We start from the raw sequence: 18,256 nt of genomic DNA, 5'->3' as shown, positions 1-18,256 counted from the left end.
TGCTCAGGAGGGGCGGACCACGCTGGCGGCAATCAGACATCGCTGTCCCCGCACAGTGCCGGCACTTTCCCCATCTGCCCTGGCTGTGGTGACCCGCGGCTCGGCGGAGCAGGTAAGGCGCGGCCTGCTGCCACCCCTGCTCTTGCTTCTCACCCCTTGCCGGTGTGCGGCTGCGGACCGAGCGCCACCGTCGTCGTGACCCGGACGAGCGAGGGGCTGCTCGGCACCGAGCCGAAGCCGAAGCGGACGGGCGGCTCCACCGGCGCCCCGCCCCCGAGGTCGACGCCTTCGAAGGACGCGGAGAGCAGGCGGACCGGCCGCAGGTCCCGTGCGCCGTACCACTCGCGGCGGCCCCCGCCGGCGCTCCCCCGGGTCCGCACGCCGGGCAGCAGCAGGCGGGCCGGCAGGTCCGCCAGGGCGCTCCAGGCCGGACGCCGGGCGAGGGCCCCGGGCACGGCCCGCAGCAGCAGGCCCAGCGGCCCCCGGCTCCCGGTGACGAAGCGGAGGTCCAGGGCGCCGGCGGTGACCGTCCAGGTGCTGCCCGCGACCTGGACCCGCACGGGGACGACGCGGACGGAGTCGAAGGCGTAGGTGCGGGCGATGAACTCCGCGGTCTCTCGGGTGGGGGCGAGCAACAGCCGTTGCCCGCCGGCCCGTTCCAGCATCACGTCGCCGAACGGGCCGAACGGCGACCGCTGCCAGTGGCCGAGCACGATCCGCGTCCCGGAGCAGGTGCCCAGGCCCGCGATCCACCCCTCGAAGCGCAGCAGCGTCTGCACCGCCTGCGGCGGGAAGGGCCCGTGGACGACCGCCTGCGTCAGCCCGCCCGCCCGCAGTGCCGGGAGCCGTACCCCTTGCCCGGCTTCGAACGCCCTCACGCAAGGCCGGTACCCCGCGTCCGGCCTGCGGAAACAGCCGCGGGCCGGTGCCCCGTGCACCGCGGGCGCGGCCGCTCAGGCGGGTGCCGCGGTGGACAGCCGGAGCCGGAATGCCGCTGGGCAGCGTGCGGGCGGGGAACAACCGACAGGGCGGTCCTCGGCGCCCCGGCCCCGCTCACCGACCGCTTTCGAACTCGCCATGTCGGGGACACACCGGTGGATGACGCGATCCCGGCACCCGGGTCAGGAGGGGGCGGCGGTTCCGCCGGGAGCAGCTCAGAACCGTACGGTCGAAACGGTGTAGACGACCGGGTGGCCGGGCTCGTCGTAGCTGACCACGATCCGCTGGGAGGGCTGGGGGGCCGGGCGGTCGACCGCCACACCGCGCCAGGGCCAGTCGGCCCGGAAGTCCCAGCCGACCTTGGCGGCCTGCGCGGGCGGGATGGTGAGCGCGCCCTCCTTGAGCGCGGCGGTGCTGGTGCCGACGGCCGCCAGGTACTTGTCCAGGCCCCAGTCGTTGGTGCGGAACTGCACGAACAGCGAGCTGGTCTGCCAGGAGTTGGTCTCGTAGTAGTAGACCGGGGTGGAGCCGATGGGCACCGGGACGTCGTAGATCCGCTGCTGCAACCGGGAGGGGAAGGCGTTGGTCAGGCCGGTGGCGGCGGCCTCGGCCTCCTTGTCCTCGCCGCTGTCGCGGCTCTGCTCGGCGGAGATGACGATGTAGCCGGCCGGGATGGTGATCAGCAGGAAGATCACCAGCGCCATGAGGAAGGGGCGGCGGGTCCGCGGGCGGGGCGGCGGGCCGGGGTGGTCGTCGGACACGGTCTGCGGTTCCGGTTCGGTCATCGGCGGCCGGCCCGTTCGTAGCGTGCGGTGCGCTCGGCCCGGCGGCGGTTGGCGCGCCGGAAGCGGCGGGCCACCAGGCGGGCGAGGTCGGCGGCGCCGACCATTCCGGCCTCCGGGCCCAGCTGCGCCTTGGCGATGGTGGCCTCGGGGCGGTAGCCGCGGCCGGTGAGGTGGCGCCGGAAGGCGTCCCGGGCCGGGCCGATCAGCAGGTCGTCGGCGGCGCTGACGCCGCCGCCGATGACGAAGCAGGACGGGTCGAGGGCGGCGGCGAGGTTGGCGATGCCGACGCCCAGCCACTGGCCGATGTCCTGGAGGAGTTCGACGCACATCGCGTCGCCCTCCCGGGCCAGCTCGGTGATCAGCGGGCCGGTGATGTCGCCGATCCGCCCGCCGACCCGCTCGATGATGTTGTACGCGACCGGGGAGTCCGCGGCGGCCAGTTCGCGGGCCTCGCGGACCAGGGCGTTGCCGGAGCTGTACTGCTCCCAGCAGCCGCGGTTGCCGCACGGGCAGCGGTGGCCGCCGGGGACCACCTGCATGTGGCCGAACTCCCCGGCCACCCCGTACCGGCCGCGCTTGACGGCGCCGTCCTCCAGGATGGCGCCGCCGATGCCCGTCCCGAGGGTGATCATCACCAGGTGGTCCTCGCCGCGGCCGGCGCCGAACCGCCACTCCGCCCAGGCGGCGGTGTTGGCGTCGTTGTCGACCATGACCGGGACCGCGAGGCGCTCGGCGAGGCGGTCCCGCAGCGGCTCGTTGCGCCAGTTCAGGTGGGGGGCGAAGAGCACCCGGGAGCGGTCGGCGTCCACCCAGCCGGCCGCGCCGATGCCGACCGCGTGCACGTCGTGCCGGTCGGAGAGGTCCAGCACCAGCTCGGTGATGGTGTCCTCGACGACCTTGGGGCTCTTGGACTTGTCCGGCGTCTCGGTGCGGACCTTCTCCAGGATCGCGCCGTCGGCGTCCACCACCCCGGCCATGACCTTGGTGCCGCCGATGTCGATGCCGACGGTGGGCACCCGGGGGGCGGTGAGGTGGGAGCGGCGCTCCCGGGCGCCGACGGTGCGCAGGACGGTGGCGCGGGCGGACCCGCGGTGCGCCCGGTCCCGGTACATGCTCATCGGCTCACCCCTCGGACCTGGTCGCGGGTACGGCTGCCGGGGCGGCGGCCGGGACAGCCGGGCCGGCTGCCGTTACGGTCTTCGCGGCTGCGTGCGCGCAAGAGTCGTCTCGTCCCTGCGGGTCTCGGGGAGGCCGGGGCCTCGGCGGATGGTCCGGTGCGATTGTGCATCACCGGCGGCGCCCGGCGCACCGCGGTCCCGGGCGGCACGCCCCCCACCGGCGGGGAGCCGGTGCGGGGCGCGGCAGCATTCACCCGGGCCGGTGACCGCCGGGGAACTCCGCGGGGGCGGTGCGGGCCAGCTCGTGGCTGAGCTGCTCCAGCTCGCTGCCGCCCGCCATTTGCCGGGTCAGCTCCGCCAGCTCGATGTCCGCCTTGAGGTGGCTGCCGGCCATCGTGCCCCGCTTGAGGAGAATGAAGCGGTCGCCGACCAGGTAGGCGTGGTGCGGGTTGTGGGTGATCAACACCACGCCCAGCCCGGCGTCCCGGGCGGCCGCGACGTACTTGAGGACGACGCCGGACTGCTTGACGCCGAGCGCCGCGGTCGGCTCGTCCAGGACGAGGACCTTGGCGCCGAAGTACACGGCGCGGGCGATGGCCACGCACTGCCGCTCGCCGCCGGAGAGGGTGCCGATCGGCTGGTCGACGTCGCGCAGGTCGATGCCCATCCGCAGCAGCTCGGCGCGGGTGGTCTCGCGCATGGTGCGGACGTCGAGCCGCCTGAACGGGCCGACGCCGGTGGTGGGCTCGGAACCCAGGAAGAAGTTCCGCCACACCGGCATCAGCGGCACCACGGCGAGGTCCTGGTAGACCGTGGCGATGCCGCGGTCCAGGGCCTCGCGCGGGGAGCCGAGCCGGGTCTCCTCGCCCTCGATGCGGAAGGAGCCGGCGTCGTGCCGGTGCAGCCCCGCGATGATCTTGATGAGGGTGGACTTGCCGGCGCCGTTGTCGCCGAGGACGCAGGTGATCTCCCCGGCGTGCACCTCCAGGGACACCCCGGTCAGCGCCTTGACGTTGCCGTAGAACTTGCTGACGTCGTCGAGTGCGACGAGCGCGGTCATGACGTGGCCTCCGCCCGCTTGCGGACCCAGGCGTTCAGCAGCGTGGCGAGCAGCAGCATCGCGCCGAGGAAGAACTTGTACCAGTCCGGGTTCCACTGCGCGTAGACGATGCCCTTGCTGGCCATGCCGAACAGCAGGGCGCCGACCGCGGCGCCGATCGCCGAGCCGAAGCCGCCGGTCATCAGGCAGCCGCCGACCGCCGCCGCGATGATGTACAGGAACTCGTTGCCGACGCCGTCGCCGGACTGGATCGCGTCGTACGAGAACAGCAGGTGCTGGCCGGAGATCCAGGCGGCGAACGCGACGCCGAGGTACAGGCCGATCTTGGTGCGGGTGACCGGGACGCCGACCGCGCGGGCCGCGTCCGCGTTGCCGCCCACCGCGAAGATCCAGTTGCCGGCCCTGGTCCGCAGCAGGATCCAGGTGGCCACCGCGACCAGCGCCAGCCACCACAGGATGGTGATCTGGATGTCCACCCCGCCCACGGTCAGGTGGGAGGCGAAGACCGCGCGGGCCGAGTCGAAGCCCTCCATGTCGGCGATGGACTTGGTCGAGACGGTGCCGCTGATCAGCTTGGTGAAGCCCAGGTTCAGGCCGGTCAGCATGAAGAAGGTGCCCAGCGTGATGATGAAGCTGGGCAGCTTCGTCCGGGTCAGCAGCAACCCGTTCAGCGCGCCGAAGCAGAGGGTGACCAGCAGCGACACCCCGACGCCGACCCAGGTGTTGGCGGTCATCTGGTAGCTGAACATCGACGACACCAGCGCCGAGCTGACCACCATCACCCCGGCCGAGAGGTCGAACTCCCCGCCGATCATCAGCAGCGCCACCGGGACGGCCATGATGCCGATCGTCGAGGACGCGTACAGGACCGTGGAGAGGCTGGCCGGCCGCAGGAACGGCTCGGCGACCAGCGAGAAGAAGACGAACACCGCGAGGGCGCCGACCACCGAGCCCAGCTCGGGGCGGCCCATCAGCCGGCGCGCCAGGGAGCGCCGCACCAGCCGCTCGTCGCCCCCGCCCCCGCCTCCGGTGCGTGCGGGGGGCGCCGGGGCCTCGGCCGCGCTCATCGGGTCCCCCGCTTCGTGTAGTCCTGGAGCGCGGCGGCGTCGTCCTTGGTGATGACCTGCGGTCCGGTGAACACCGGCCGGCCGCCGCCGAGGACGTCGGCGTTGTACTTGTACAGCCACAGCAGGTCGACCGCCTGGTAGCCCTGGAGGTAGGGCTGCTGGTCGACCGCGAAGCCCAGGGAGCCGTCCTTGAGTCCGCCGGCGACCTGCGCGTTGAGGTCGAAGGTGTCGACCTCGGCCTTGCTGCCGGCCTGCTCCCTGGCCTTGACGGCGGTGGGGGCGAACGGCGCGCCGAGGGTGACCACCGCGTCGATCGACGGGTCGGCCTGGAGCTTGGACTCGATGGACGCCTGCACGTCGGGCATGTTGGTGCCGTCCACGTACAGCTTCTCCAGGTGGCCCTTGAAGGTCTTGGCGGCCCCGTCGCAGCGCTGCTCGTGGCCGACGTTGCCCTGCTCGTGCAGGACGCACAGGGCCTGCTTCTTCCCGCGCCTGGTCAGCTCCTCGCCGACCGCCTCGCCGGCCACGCCCTCGTCCTGGCCGACGTGGGTGAGCGCGCCGAACGCCTTGGACTCCTCGGCGCCGGAGTTCACCGTGATCACCGGGATGCCGGCCTGCTCCGCCTTGTGCACCACGTCCTTCATGGCGTCCGGTTTGGCCAGCGAGACGATCAGCCCGTCGACCTTCTGGTCGATGTAGGACTGCACCAGCTGGCTCTGCCGCTGGGCCTCCTTGTCGTGCGCGTAGACAAAGTTGATGTTGTCCTTGTCGGCGGCCTGCTGGGCGCCCTTCTGGACGATGTCCCAGAACGTGTCGCCGTCCCCGGAGTGCGTGACCATCGCGACGGTCCACCGGGGGGTGTGCACGGCGGCCCGGCCGCCGGCGGTCTGCGCGGCGCGCTCCTCCTCGGCGCGCTTGCCCCCGGTGCTGCTGCACCCCGCCAGGGAGGCGCCGAGTACCGCCGCCGCCAGCGCGGCGCCCACGACGCGTCCTCTTCTTCGAACCCTTGCCACGAGGACTTGCCTTTCCCGCTCTTGTCGCTGTCCGGGGTCTGTCTGGTGTCGCCGCGGCGCCGGCGGGCCGGACCGGGCAACCGACCAAGTATCGGTTACCGGCGTTCTGTACCGATTCATGGGGTCCCGGCCCCGGTGGAGGCGTGCCGGGTGGTAAGGGTGCGCGAGTCCCCGGGCCGGATCGTTCCGGGCCGGGCCGTGCCGACGCAGTGCATGGTGGACCGCCTTCGTTCCCCCGCCGCCGGATTGCGGCTGGTGGAGATCTAACGGCGCCCGCGGATCCGCGTCAATGGTTTGTCCGAACATTCTGATGGCTAGACGCCGCACGCCTCACGGCCGGACCAGCAGCTGGAACTCGAAGGCGTACCGGGACGCGCGGTAGACGTGCGCGCCGAACTCCACCGCGCGGCCGGTGTCGTCGTAGGTGGTGCGCTGCATGGTGAGGAGCGGGGCGCCCTCGGTCTCGTCGAGCCGGGCGGCCTCCTCGGCCGTCGCGCCGCGGGCGCCGACGGTCTGCCGGGCGCTGTGCAGGGTGATCCCGGCGGCGCGCATCAGGCGGTACAGGCCGGTCTCCTCCAGGGCGGCGGTGCGAAGCTCCAGCAGGCCGGCGGGGAGATGGTTGCGCAGGTGGGCGACCGGTTCGCCGTGGGCCAGCCGCAGCCGTTCGACCAGCACGACCTCGTCGCCCTCGGCGACGCCCAGCGCGGCGGCGACCTCGGCGTCCGCCGCGGTGGTGGTGTTCAGCAGGACCCGGGTGGCCGGTTTCTGGCCGGCCGCCTCCAGGTCGTCGTAGAGGCTGCTCAGCTCCAGGGGCCGCCTGACCTGGCTGTGCACGACCTGGGTGCCGATGCCGCGGCGGCGGACCAGCAGGCCCTTGTCGACCAGCGACTGGATCGCCTGGCGCACCGTGGGCCGGGACAGGCCGAGCCGGCCGGCCAGTTCGATCTCGTTGCCGAGCAGGCTGCCGGGGGCCAGCCGGCCGTTCTCGATGGCGGCCTCCAGCTGCTGGGCCAGCTGGAAATAGAGCGGGACCGGACTGTTCCGGTCCACGCTGAACTGGACGGGGCCCCGGGCGCCCGCGGTGTGTGTCTCGCGTTTCCCCACGGTCGCGAGCGTATCCGCCCGCACAGATGACGGGAAGTCCGGAGGTCACATTGTCCGGACAAGGCGGGTTCCTACCAGGGCAGCGGACGGCCGTCGCGGAAGAAACCGCCGGTCGGGCCGTCGTCCGGGAGCGTCGCCGCGTGCCGCACGCTCGCCGCGCCCTCGGCGACCGGCCGGCCGCCCGGCCCGCCCAGGTCGGTGGCCACCCACCCCGGGCAGACCGCGTTGACCAGGACGCCGTCGGGCCGCAGCTCGGCGGCGAGCATCCGGGTCAGCGCGTTGAGGGCGGCCTTGGAGGCGGCGTAGGCCGGGGGGCCGCCGCCCATGTTGGTCAGCGAGCCGGCCTCGCTGGAGACGTTGACGAGCCGGGGGTGGGCGGAGGCGCGCAGCAGCGGTGCGAAGGCGATGGCCGTCCGCCACGGCCCGTAGAGGTTGGTCTCGGCCGCCTCGCGCACCGCGGCCAGGTCGGCGGTGACGGCCCGCTGCCAGGTGTCGTACGCCACCGCGGCGTTGTTGACCAGGACGTCCAGCCGGCCGAAGGCGTCGGCGACGCGGGCCGCGGCCCGGGCGACGCTGCGGTCGTCGGTGACGTCCAGCCGGAGCGGGCGGATGTCGGCGGTGCCGGGCCGGGCCGCGGCGCGCAGTTCCGCGGCGGCCCGCCGGGCGGCCTCCCCGGAGCGCCCGGTGAGCAGCACCGTGTGGCCGAGCCCGGCGAGCTGGCGGCACACCTCCCGGCCGATGCCCCGGGTGGCACCGGTGACGAGGGAGACCGGGGTGGTGGACGGGACGGGGGCGGCGAACCCGTCCCCGTCGGCGCGTCCGCGGGGCGCGGGGGCGGCGGGCGGCACGGCGGCTCCGGGGGTGGCGGGCGGCATGAGGACTCCTGGGGTCGCGGGCGCGGGGGGGGGAACGAGGGAACAGGGGGTGGGTGGTGGCGCGGTGCCGGAAGGGTGGCGGGGCGGGGCGGGAGGCCCGGGGGCGAGCGTCCGGCGGGTCCCGACGGCCTGCCCGGTCCCGACGGTCCGGCACGCCCGGCACGCCGGCCCCTCAGTGGCCGGCCTGCGCGCTCACCCGGCGGTGTCCCGCGCCAGTGCGCGGATGCCCGCGGCCAGCAGCAGTGCGCCCAGCAGCGGGCCGGCCGCCGCGATGCCGACCGTGGCCCCGATGCCGAACTGCCCGGACAGCGCGCCGAACGACAGCGGCCCGACGGCGGCACCGGCGAACAGCCCGCCCTGCATGGCCGCCCCGGCCCGGGCGCTCTCCCCGGGCAGCAGCCGCATGGTGGCGGCGAGCAGCAGCCCGGTCCAGCCCCAGCCGCCGGCCACCGCCAGCAGCGCGCCGGCCACGAACGCCGCCGGGGTGCCCACCACGATCAGCGCCAGCCCGGCGCTGCCGGTGAGCATCATCGCGGTGACCGTCCACGGGATCCGGTGCGGCGCGCGGTCCGCCAGCCCGCCGGAGGCGAGCCGGACCGCGATGCCGAGCACGCTCGCCAGCATCTCCAGGGTCCCTGCGGTGGCCGCGGTGAAGCCCGACGCGGTGCCGATCTGGATGAAGTACGCCGCGCCCACGTTGCTGCCGATGGTCGCCAGGGCCGCGGCGGCGGTCCAGGCGGCGAGCACCCGGCCGACGGTGCGCGGGGCGGGCGCCGCGGCCGGCCGGGCGCCGGTGCCGGCCCGCCCCGCGGGCGCGGCCCCCGGCGCGTCGGCCCCGGACCGGTCCGGGCGGGCCGCGGCCGCGGCGGTCAGGGCGAGCAGCGCCAGCCCGGCCGCCGTCCACAGCGCGGGCCGCCAGCCGTGCGGGGCCGCGACCAGCGTGACCAGCAGGCCGGGCAGGAACGGCCCGGCGCCGAGCGCCGCGCCGAACAGGCCGCCCGCGAAGGAGTGCCGGCCGGGCGCGATGTCGGCCGCGATCACCCGGGCCGCGACCGGCTGGGTGAAGGCGTTGCCGAACCCGGCGAGGGCGAGCAGCAGGCACAGCTCCCACAGCCGGCTCGCCGTCGCCAGCCCGGCGAGCACCGCGGCCGCCAGCAGCCCGACGGCGCCGAGCACGGCCCGGACCTGCAACCGCGGCACGATCCGGCGGGCCACCGGGGCGCCGGCCGCGGTGCAGGCGAAGAAGCAGGTGACGGCGGCGCCGAAGGCGGTGCCGGACAGGTGCAGGGACCGCTGGACGGGCGCGGCCAGGGCCGGCGCCATCAGGCCCGGGGTGACGGCCGCGACGCTGACCACGACGGTGGCGACCAGGCGGCCCCAGCGGCTGCGGCCCGCCGGCCCGGCGGGCGGCGGGACCGGCCCGGCGGACGCGGTTTTGGCCAACGGGCGGCGACCTGCGGGGAGTTGGCGATGCGGGGAGGAGGTCATGCAGTGATCCTCCGGCCCGCCGCCCCTCCCCGTCCAAGACCTTTTCTGATAGCCAGGGGTTATGGACGCCCACATCCGCGATCTGCGGTACTTCCTCGCCACCGCCGAGGAGTTGAACTTCACCCGGGCCGCGGCGCGGCTGTTCATCTCCCAGCCGGCCCTCAGCAAGCAGATCCGCCAGCTGGAGGAGGGCCTGCGGGTCCAGCTGTTCCGGCGCGACCGGCGCATGGTGGCGCTGACCGCGGCCGGCGACGCGCTGCTGCCCCGGGCCCGCGAGGTGGTCGCGCTGTGGGACGAGGCCCAGCGGGCGGTGAGCGACGCGGCGGCCGCCGAGGCCGCGGTGCTGACGCTGGGGGTGTCCACCAGTGTGGGCCGCGGTCTGCTGCCCGCCCTGCGGGCGCGGTTCGCCGAGCGCCGCCCCAACTGGCGCGTCCGGGTACGGCAGATCGCCTGGGACGACGCGACCGCGGGCCTCGCGGACGGCACCACGGACCTGGCGCTGCTGTGGCTGCCCTTCCCCGGCCAGGAGTCCTTCGCGGTGGAGGTGGTGGCCACCGAGGCGCGCTGGGTGGCGCTGCCGGCCGGGCACCGGCTCGCCGCCGCGGACGGGATAGCCTTCGCCGACCTGCTCGACGAACCGTTCCTGGCGCTCCCGGAGACCGCCGGGGCGCTGCGCGACCACTGGCTCGCGGTGCCGGAGCGCGGCGGCCACCCGGTGCGGATCGGGGCGGTGGTGTCCGGTGCGGACGAGACGTTCGAGGCGGTCGCGGAGGGGTTGGGCGTGGTCCTGCTGTCCGCCGGGAACGCCGCGCTCTACCAGCGCCCCGGCGTGGTCGCCCGGCCGGTCGGCGGCCTGGCGCCCAGCCGCCTGGCACTGGCCTGGCGCGCGGACGACCACCGGACGGTGCTGCGCGACGCCGTCGAGGCGGTCCGGCAGGCCGCCCCGGGCGCCTGACACCCCGCCGGCCGCGGCGCGGCTACTTCATCCAGGCGTCCTCGTACGCCCGGTACGTGCCGTCGTGGGTGGCCAGGTGCACCCACTGGTCGACGTACTGCGTGAACGGGCTGTCGCCGCGGGGCAGGGCGTACGCCTTCTCGGAGAAGGTGAACGGCTGGTCCGGGTGGACCGCGCACAGCTCCGGGTGGATCTTGGCCTGGTAGCGGGTCTCGCTGGCGTCGGTCATCATCACGTCCGCCCGCCCGGCGATGATCTCGTCGAAGATCGTGGTGTTGTCGGGGTGGACGAGGAGGGTGGCCCGCTTGAGGTGGGCGCGGGCGAACTGCTCGTTGGTGCCGCCGGGGTTGACCACCACGCGCACGCCGGGCCGGTCGATCTGCTCCAGCGTCCGGTAGGCGTCCTGGTCGGCGCAGCGCACGACGGGCGTCTTGCCGTCGGTGCGGGTCGGTGTGCTGAACGCGACGGACCGGGCCCGGGCGAGGGTGATCGAGACGCCGCCCATGCCGATGTCGCAGCGCCCGGCGACCAGGTCGCCGACCAGCCCGGACCAGGTGGTGGCGACGTAACGGGGCGTGGCGTCCAGGCTCTTGGCGAGGTCCGCGGCCATGTCGATGTCCACCCCGCGGTAGTGGCCGGTGGCCGGGTCGCGGTAGGTGAAGGGGCGGTAGTCGCCGGTGGTGCAGACCCGCAGGACGCCGCGGCGCGGGACCTCGTCCAGGAGGGTGGCGGTCCGGTGGCCCGGCCGGGCCCCGGCGGCGGTGCCGCCCGCGGCCGGGGCGGCGGCGTACGAGGCGGCCGGGGCGGCGGCGGTGACGGCGAGCAGGCAGGCGAGGGCGGACAGGGCCGCGGCGCGCTTCATCGTGGGCTGACTCCCGATCAGGTGGACGGAAGCGCACAGCGTGGCAGAGCCCGGCCGCCCGGTGAACCCCCTGCCCGCCTCGTGGGACGCACGGCCGGGCGCCTGCGCGGCAGCCGCCCGGCCCGTAAGGCCGCCGCCGGCCCGGCCTGCGGTCAGTCCTCGTACAGGTCGGGCGCGCCGGCCCGCCCCGGCCGCTCCGGCACCGCGTCGGCGAGCCGGGCCAGCAGATCGGCGACGCGCTTGGCGACCGTCTCCCGGTCGCCCTCGGCCAGGGACGGGCCCATGCCCACCGCGACGGCGCCGGCCGCGATCCACTGCGGCGCGGTCTCGGGCGTCACCCCGCCCGCCGGGATCAGCGGGGCCTGCGGCAGGGCGGCGCGCACCTCGCCGACCCAGGAGGGATGGCGGCCGGCGGCCGGGAACAGCTTGAGCGCGTCCGCGCCCAGCTCCAGGCCGCGCACGGCCTCGGTCGGCGTGGCGACCCCGGCGAAGACCGGGATGCCGTAGCGGTGGCCGGTGCGGATGACGTCGGCGTCCAGGCTCGGCGAGACCAGGAAGCGGGCGCCGGCGTCCACCGCCATCCGGGCCGACGCGGCGTCAAGGACCGTACCGGCGCCGATCACCGCGTCCTCGCCCAGCTCGCGGGAGAGGGTGGTGACCGCCTCCAGCGCGAACGGCGTGGTCAGGGATATCTCCAGGCTCGTCAGGCCGGCCGACAGCAGGGTGTCGGCGGTGGCACTCGCCTCGTCGTAGGTCTTGCTGCGGACGATGGCGAAAACGCGCTGCGCCAGTGCGGCCCGGGTGATCTCCCAGCGATACACGGCAGTTCGCCGTCCTTCCTTCTTCTCCGACGCCCGTGCCGCGGTGGCGCGGCGCACGGCGGACCAGCACTTCCTGCGGGCGCGCCGCGCCGGCCGGCCGTTCCCTGGCCCCTTTGCCGCCGATGCCCGCCCCTTCCTCGTTTCTGCCGAAACGCTACCGGCAGCCGCTGCCCATCCTCTCGCGGGGTGCGCCCCTGTGCGCCCCTTCTGCCGAGAATGACCGCGGGAGAGGGCGAAGTGGCAGGTGGGACGGGGGGAGCGCAGGGGAGTGCGGGGGAGCACAACGGCGGCCGGGGTGCCTGGGCACCCCGGCCGCCGGACGGTCGGTCAGGTGGTGGTACGCGCCGGCCTCAGCAGCCGAAGTCGACGAGGTCGAAGGTCGCGTAGTGGTCCGCGGTGTAGTAGTCCTCCTGGCTCTTCTGGCCGGCCACGATGCGCCGGGCACCGCGGTCCGGGGAGCCCGGCGTGACCACGGTGTACTCGTGGTAGTAGCCGCTCTTCTGGGCCGGGAGGACGCCCTCGCGGTTGTCGAAGACCGTGCCGTCCTTCGGGTACGGGTAGGGACCGCCCTTGGCGATCAGGTCGAGGGTGTCGTGGGCCTGCGACGGCAGCTTGGAGTAGCAGACGCTGCCGACCGCGTCGGTGTGGACGGCGGCGGTGCGGACCGCGGCCGGGTGCGCCGTGGCGGCGGGCGTCGCGGCGACCGCCGTGCCACCGAGGAGAAGGGCCGAAACGAGGGCGCCGGCGGCGCCGATCCTGGTCATCCGTGGGGGGATTCTCATGCGGACCAGCATGACGCGCGTAGACATGCCCCTGTCAATCCCAACGGGCGGAAGTTTCCCGGGAGTTCACAGGGACCCCGCACGGTCACCGCAATCCGTCCGGAATGTACCGATTGCCCCCGCGCGGCTGTCTTGCCTCTGAGGCAAAACTTTTGCCTCTCAGGTGAAGGCTGGCTATACCGGAACCATGACCGAGCCCCCCGTCCCGCCCGCCGGCCCCGCCCCGGAGGAGCTGACCACCGTCGCGCCCCGGCTGCGGGAGCTGCGGCGGCACAGCGGGCTGACGCTGGAGACCGCGGCCCGGCGGGTGGGGCTGTCGCCCGCCCACCTCTCGCGGCTGGAGACCGGTCAGCGGCAGCCGTCGCTGCCGATGCTGCTCGCGCTGGCCAGGACCTACGGCACCACGGTATCCGATCTGCTCGGCGAGACCGCTCCGGAGCGGGACCCGATCATCCGGGCCGGCCGCGCCGAACCGTACGGGGCCGGCGGCTGGACGTACCGGACCGCCGGCGGCGCCGGCCGCGCCATGCAGGCGCTGCGGGTGCACGTCCCCGAGCGGGCCCAGGGCGATCTGGTGCGGGTGCACCCGGGCGAGGAGTGGCTCTACGTCCTCACCGGGCGGCTGCGGCTGGTCCTCGGCGACGCCGTGCACGTCCTGGAGCCCGGCGACGCCGCGCACTTCGACTCGCTCACCCCGCACCGGCTGGCCGCCGCCTCGCCCGGCGGCACCGAGCTGCTGTTCGTGCACACGCTGCTCCAGAGCGGTGCCGCCGAGCTGTGCCTGGGGGGCCGCCTGCCGGACCACCGCGGCGGCTGATCCGCACCGCCCGCCGCACCGCCCGCGGCACCGCCCCGGCGCCCCTCCCGACCGCCGCGCCGCCCCGGCGGCCGAACCACCCCGCGCCGCCGCCCGCCCCGTTCACCCGTTCCGGAAGGGAAGGACTGTCCACCGTGCCCCAGACCCCCGACCCCGCCCCGTCCACGCCCCCGGCCCCCCGCCGGTACGTCGAGAACAAGCCGCCGCGCGGCCTGTACGTGCGGGTCTTCATCTACGTCGTCGCCACCCACGTGCTGCTGGCCTTCATGAGCCTGCTGGTGATCATCGCCAAGTCCCGCTGACGCCCCCTTGCCCCGCCCGGCGATCGGGTGAACCCTGCTGCCGCATGGTGCCCGGCGCGCGCCCGGCGGCCCCCGGCGCGACGCACGCACCAGACTCGTCCGTGAACCTCGCCGCTCCGAGGAGGACCGAAGGATGCACCGTACGCGCACCGCGGCCGTCACCGCCCTCGCCACCGCCCTCGCCGTGGTCCCGCTGGCGGGACTGGCCGGGCCCTCCGGCGCCGCGCCGGCCACCGGGACCGCGGCGGCGCCGGCCGCCCGGGACCGGACCGCCCCGACCGCCCTCTCCCCCGTTCCCCGGTCCGTCCGCGAGCGCCCCGGCCACGCCACCGTCACCGCGTCCGTGGACCTCGTCGCCGGACCGCACGCCGACGCCCCGGCGCTGGCCCTGGTGGTCCGCGCCCTGAAGGACGCCGGTGCGCGGCACGTCGTACGGACCGGCCGGGCCACCGCCGGCAGCGGGCGGCTGACCGTCTACGTGGACGGACCCGGTGCCCGGCGGGCGCTCGCGGAGCTGGGCGCGCGCGGCACCGCGGACCTGCCCGCGGAGGGCTACGCGCTGGCCGCGGGCAGCGGCCGGATCGCCCTGGCCGGCCGGGACGCCGCCGGCACCTACTACGCGGCGCAGACCCTGCGCCAGCTGCTGCCGCACCGCTCCCGGCCCGGTGCGGCGGTCCGCGGCACCGCCGTCCGGGACTGGCCGGCCACCCCGCTGCGCGGCGTCGTGGAGGGCTTCTACGGCACCCCGTGGTCGCACACCGCCCGGCTGGAGCAGCTGGACTTCGCCGCCCGGCACAAGATGAACCTCTACGTCTACTCCCCCAAGGACGACGCCTATCTGCGGGAGAAGTGGCGCGACCCCTACCCCGCGGACCGGCTGGCGCGGATCGAGGAGCTGGTGGACCGGGCCCGGGCCCGGCACGTGGCGTTCACCTACGCCCTCTCCCCCGGGCTGTCGGTCTGCTACAGCTCGGAGGCCGACGTCCGGGCGCTGATCGCGAAGTTCGCCACGCTGTGGGAGGCCGGGGTGCGGACCTTCGCGGTCCCGCTGGACGACATCAGCTACACCACGTGGAACTGCGCCGCCGACCGCGAGAAGTACGGGACCGGCGGCGGGGCGGCCGGAAGGGCCCAGGCGGAGCTGCTCAACCGCGTCCACCGGGAGTTCATCGCCCGCCACCGGGGCGCCGAGCCGCTCCAGATGGTGCCGACCGAGTACGCCGACCTCAAGGCGACGCCGTACAAGAAGGCGCTCGCCACCCGCCTGGACCGCGACGTGCTGGTGGAGTGGACCGGCGTGGGCGTGATCGCGCCGACGCTGACCGCCGGTCAGGCGCAGCAGGCCCGGCGGCTCTACGGGCACCCGATCCTGCTCTGGGACAACTACCCGGTCAACGACTACGTCAGCAAGCGGCTGATGCTCGGGCCCTACAACGCCCGGGGGGCCGGGCTGCCGGGCGCCCTGGCCGGGATCACCGCGAACCCGATGATCCAGCCCACCGCCTCCGACCTGGCCCTGGCCACCGTCGCCGACTACTCCTGGAACGACCGCGGCTACGACGCCCGCGCCTCCTGGCGCGCGGCCCTGGACGAGCTGGCCGGCGGCGACGCCCGGGCCGCCCGCGCCCTGCGGGCCTTCGCCGACGTCAACTACAGCTCGGCCATCAACCCGCACCAGGCGCCCGAACTGGCCGCCGCCGTGGACCGGTTCCGCGCCGACGGCCGGGCCGACCGGCTGGACGCGGTGCTGCGCGACCTGCGGGACGCGCCGGGGGTGCTGCGCGACCGGCTGCCCGGCCACGGATTCGTCCGGGAGACCGCGCCGTGGCTGGACGCCACCCGCGCCTGGGCGGACGCGGCCCGCGACGCGCTGCGGCTGATCGAGGCGACCCGGTCCGGCGACGAGGCGGCCGCCCGCCGGCTGCGCGCCCGCATCCCGGAGTCGGTGGCCAGGGCCAGGGCGTACGTGTACGTGGACCTGAAGGGCAAGCGGATCCCGGTGGTGGTCGGCGACGGGGTGCTGGACACCTTCGTCGCGGACGCGCTGGCCGGGCGGGGCGGGCAATGAGGTGATCCCCGGCGGCCGGCGGGCCGCCTGCGCGCCCGGGAGGGGGCCGGGGCCTACGCTGGGGCCCCGCCCCGCGCCCCGGAGGAGACCGCCATGGCCCGACCCGCCGCCGGTGCCCCGCGGCCCCGCGCCGCCGACGTCCTGGCGGAGGCGGTCCGCGCGCTCGCCCCGGAGGACGGCGCCAACCGGCTCGTCCGGCGGATCGCCGCGGGCTCGGCGCCCCGTTCGGTGTTCAGCACGCTCGCCCTGGAGCAGTACCACGTCCTGACCGCCGACCGGATCAGCTTCCAGCACCTGGCACGGCGCGCGGACGGCGATCCGCCGGTGGCCGACTTCTTCGACCTGCTCGCCCAGGGGGAGACCCGGGCGCTGGCGCGGCTGGCCGGGCTGGCGGACGCCTGCGGGCTGACCGACCGGGAGATCGCCGGGTACCGGCCGCGCCCCGGCTGCCAGGCGTTCCCGTCGTACACCGCCCGGCTGGCGCTGACCGCCGGGCCCGCCGACGCGGCGATCGCGCTCACCGCCAACTTCGCGTCCTGGGGCGGCTACTGCGCCGCCGTGCACCGCGCGATGGCCGAGCACTACGGCTTCCCCGACGCGGCCCGCGGCTTCTTCGCGCTGTTCGCCGAGCCGGCGCCCGAGCTGGCGGAGGCGGCCCGGGCGGCGGTGCAGGAGGGCCTCGACACCGGCCAGGCCCGGCCGGCCGCGGCGCACCGCCACGGGTACCTCCTTCAGGCGTACGAGGTGATGTTCTGGAACTCGGTGGCGGAGTGATCCGTTGCAGCCGGTGACGGCCCGCGGCGGGCGCGGGCCGGGACCGGACGGCGGACAGGGGGCGGATCGGGATGGCGGGGACCGGCGCGGGGCCGGCAGCGGCGGGCCTGGCGGAGCGGGCGGCCGGCGCGGTGCGGCTGGCGGTCGCGGCGGGCCGGCGGGCCACCGCGGCGGACGGCGGCGGCAGAGCCGGCCCGGAGGAGGCGCTGCGGGCCGGACTGGCCGCCGCCTTCCCGGCGGACGCGGTGTGCGGCGGGACGGCCGGGGCGCCGCCGGGCCCGGCCGGGCCGCGCTGGGTGCTCGGCACCCCGCCCGCGCCCGGCGCCCCGGACGCCGCGGTGCGGATCGCCTACGAGGACGCCCGCGGGCCGGCGGTCGGTGTCCTCCACCTCCCGGCGGCCGGGCGGACGGTGGTGGCCGTGCGCGGGCGGGGCTGCCGGCTGCTGGCCGGGGACGCCGGGGATCCGGCGGGCGGCCGGGCGGCGCGGGCCGGGGCGCGGACGGAGCTGACCGGCGCCCGGACGCTGACGGACGGCCCGGCGGGCTGGCCGGAGCCGCTGCTGACGGCGCTGCACCGGCGGGTCGCCCTGGTGGCGTCCGGCGGCGGGGCCGCGGAGGTGGTCGCCGGCCGGGCGGACGCCTGGGTGAGCGCCGGGCCGCTGGCCTACGGGGACCGCGCGCCGCTGCCGGTGCTGGCCGGTGAGGCGGGGGCCCGGGTCACCGACCTCGCGGGCCGGCCGGTGCTCACCGGCGACGGGTCGGCGCTGGTCACCGGCGGGCCGCTGCACGGGCCGTTCCTGGCCCTGCTGGCCGAGGCGGCCGGGCACGAGCCGAAGCCGGTGGTCAGCGACCCGTGTCCCGGCTGGGCCGCCGAGGGGGCCGCGCTGGCGGAGCGGATACGGGCGCTGCTGGGCCCGTCGGCGCTGCGGGCCGAGCACATCGGCAGCACGGCGGTGCCGGGGCTGGCCGCCAAGCCGGTCTTCGACCTCCAGGTGAGCGTGGCCGATCTCGCCGCGGCGGACCGGGAGTTCGGCGGGCCGCTGGCCGGTGCGGGTTTCGTCCGCGGGCCGTACGAGCACGACCACGTCCCGGCCGGGTGCGGGGACGGGCCGGAGCGGTGGGCGAAGCGGTTCTGGGCGCGGCGCGGCGGGCCGGGCCCGGACGTCAACCTCCACGTCCGCCGGGCCGGTGCGCCGAACGAGCGGCTGGCGCTGCTGTTCCGCGACTGGTTCCGGGCCCACCCGGAGGCGGTGCCGGCCTACGCCCGGTTCAAGCGGGAGCTGGCCCAGCGGGTCCCCGACCTCGGCGCGTACACCGAGATCAAGGACCCGGTGGTGGATCTGGTGGTGGGGGTCGCCGAGGCGTGGGCGGCCCGGGCCGGCTGGCGGCCCTGACGAACTGACGGCGCGTCAGGACCGCGTGGCCG

General features: G+C 76.0%; 18 protein-coding genes. 6 read left to right on the top strand and 12 right to left on the bottom strand.

Going from position 1 to position 18,256, the window contains the following annotated elements:
* Window positions 1–149 precede the first annotated feature (149 nt).
* From MUU72_RS16610 to MUU72_RS16570, 9 genes are all read right to left on the bottom strand, one after another.
* On the bottom strand, window positions 150–779 hold the full coding sequence (locus tag MUU72_RS16610) for a hypothetical protein (RefSeq protein ID WP_372503137.1): 630 nt from the start codon (window positions 777–779) through the stop codon (window positions 150–152).
* 375 nt (window positions 780–1,154) lie between these two features.
* Complete coding sequence (locus MUU72_RS16605) at window positions 1,155–1,724, bottom strand: hypothetical protein (protein WP_248014044.1); 570 nt, start codon at window positions 1,722–1,724, stop codon at window positions 1,155–1,157.
* Complete coding sequence (locus MUU72_RS16600) at window positions 1,721–2,842, bottom strand: ROK family glucokinase (protein ID WP_248014043.1); 1,122 nt, start codon at window positions 2,840–2,842, stop codon at window positions 1,721–1,723. Before MUU72_RS16600 ends, MUU72_RS16605 begins: the two co-directional genes overlap by 4 nt.
* A 250-nt stretch (window positions 2,843–3,092) precedes the next feature.
* Window positions 3,093–3,902 (bottom strand): ATP-binding cassette domain-containing protein, encoded by an 810-nt coding sequence (locus MUU72_RS16595; protein WP_248014042.1) that lies wholly within the window; start codon window positions 3,900–3,902, stop codon window positions 3,093–3,095.
* Window positions 3,899–4,969, bottom strand: a complete 1,071-nt coding sequence (locus MUU72_RS16590) for an ABC transporter permease (RefSeq protein WP_248014041.1) — start codon at window positions 4,967–4,969, stop codon at window positions 3,899–3,901. Before MUU72_RS16590 ends, MUU72_RS16595 begins: the two co-directional genes overlap by 4 nt.
* Complete coding sequence (locus MUU72_RS16585; protein ID WP_443743062.1) at window positions 4,966–5,982, bottom strand: sugar ABC transporter substrate-binding protein; 1,017 nt, start codon at window positions 5,980–5,982, stop codon at window positions 4,966–4,968. Before MUU72_RS16585 ends, MUU72_RS16590 begins: the two co-directional genes overlap by 4 nt.
* Window positions 5,983–6,312: 330 nt before the next feature.
* The gene (locus tag MUU72_RS16580; RefSeq protein ID WP_248014039.1) at window positions 6,313–7,086 is read right to left on the bottom strand and encodes a GntR family transcriptional regulator; all 774 of its coding nucleotides are present in this window, start codon (window positions 7,084–7,086) and stop codon (window positions 6,313–6,315) included.
* A 71-nt stretch (window positions 7,087–7,157) separates the two neighbouring features.
* On the bottom strand, window positions 7,158–7,961 hold the full coding sequence (locus MUU72_RS16575; protein ID WP_248014038.1) for an SDR family NAD(P)-dependent oxidoreductase: 804 nt from the start codon (window positions 7,959–7,961) through the stop codon (window positions 7,158–7,160).
* Between the two features lie 192 nt (window positions 7,962–8,153).
* Complete coding sequence (locus MUU72_RS16570) at window positions 8,154–9,404, bottom strand: MFS transporter (protein ID WP_248014037.1); 1,251 nt, start codon at window positions 9,402–9,404, stop codon at window positions 8,154–8,156.
* Window positions 9,405–9,510: 106 nt separating this feature from the next.
* On the opposite strand from MUU72_RS16570, the gene MUU72_RS16565 reads away from it, so the two are divergent.
* Entirely contained in the window at window positions 9,511–10,404 is an 894-nt protein-coding gene (locus MUU72_RS16565) for a LysR family transcriptional regulator (protein WP_248014036.1), read from the top strand.
* A 22-nt stretch (window positions 10,405–10,426) separates the two neighbouring features.
* Here the strand turns inward: MUU72_RS16565 and MUU72_RS16560 are convergent, their stop codons facing one another.
* From MUU72_RS16560 to MUU72_RS16550, 3 genes are all read right to left on the bottom strand, one after another.
* The gene (locus tag MUU72_RS16560) at window positions 10,427–11,266 is read right to left on the bottom strand and encodes a transporter substrate-binding domain-containing protein (protein ID WP_248014035.1); all 840 of its coding nucleotides are present in this window, start codon (window positions 11,264–11,266) and stop codon (window positions 10,427–10,429) included.
* A gap of 152 nt (window positions 11,267–11,418) precedes the next feature.
* Window positions 11,419–12,087: a bifunctional 4-hydroxy-2-oxoglutarate aldolase/2-dehydro-3-deoxy-phosphogluconate aldolase gene (locus MUU72_RS16555; RefSeq protein WP_248014034.1), complete on the bottom strand. Its 669-nt coding sequence runs from the start codon at window positions 12,085–12,087 to the stop codon at window positions 11,419–11,421.
* A gap of 350 nt (window positions 12,088–12,437) precedes the next feature.
* Entirely contained in the window at window positions 12,438–12,869 is a 432-nt protein-coding gene (locus tag MUU72_RS16550) for a guanyl-specific ribonuclease (protein ID WP_248014033.1), read from the bottom strand.
* A gap of 187 nt (window positions 12,870–13,056) precedes the next feature.
* On the opposite strand from MUU72_RS16550, the gene MUU72_RS16545 reads away from it, so the two are divergent.
* From MUU72_RS16545 to MUU72_RS16525, 5 genes are all read left to right on the top strand, one after another.
* The gene (locus MUU72_RS16545) at window positions 13,057–13,686 is read left to right on the top strand and encodes a helix-turn-helix domain-containing protein (RefSeq protein ID WP_248014032.1); all 630 of its coding nucleotides are present in this window, start codon (window positions 13,057–13,059) and stop codon (window positions 13,684–13,686) included.
* A gap of 134 nt (window positions 13,687–13,820) precedes the next feature.
* A complete protein-coding gene (locus MUU72_RS16540; protein WP_248014031.1) occupies window positions 13,821–13,988 on the top strand; it encodes a DUF6126 family protein in 168 nt (55 codons plus the stop codon).
* A gap of 133 nt (window positions 13,989–14,121) precedes the next feature.
* Window positions 14,122–16,056: a glycoside hydrolase family 84 protein gene (locus MUU72_RS16535; RefSeq protein ID WP_248014030.1), complete on the top strand. Its 1,935-nt coding sequence runs from the start codon at window positions 14,122–14,124 to the stop codon at window positions 16,054–16,056.
* Window positions 16,057–16,149: 93 nt separating this feature from the next.
* Window positions 16,150–16,830, top strand: a complete 681-nt coding sequence (locus MUU72_RS16530; RefSeq protein WP_248014029.1) for a thiaminase II/PqqC family protein — start codon at window positions 16,150–16,152, stop codon at window positions 16,828–16,830.
* A 71-nt stretch (window positions 16,831–16,901) separates the two neighbouring features.
* Complete coding sequence (locus MUU72_RS16525) at window positions 16,902–18,224, top strand: inositol monophosphatase family protein (RefSeq protein WP_248014028.1); 1,323 nt, start codon at window positions 16,902–16,904, stop codon at window positions 18,222–18,224.
* Window positions 18,225–18,256: the final 32 nt, after the last annotated feature.

Source organism: Streptomyces rhizoryzae, from assembly GCF_023155275.1.
Taxonomy (GTDB): Bacteria; Actinomycetota; Actinomycetes; order Streptomycetales; family Streptomycetaceae; genus Streptomyces; species Streptomyces rhizoryzae.
This window is presented reverse-complemented; position numbering and strand designations above follow the sequence as displayed.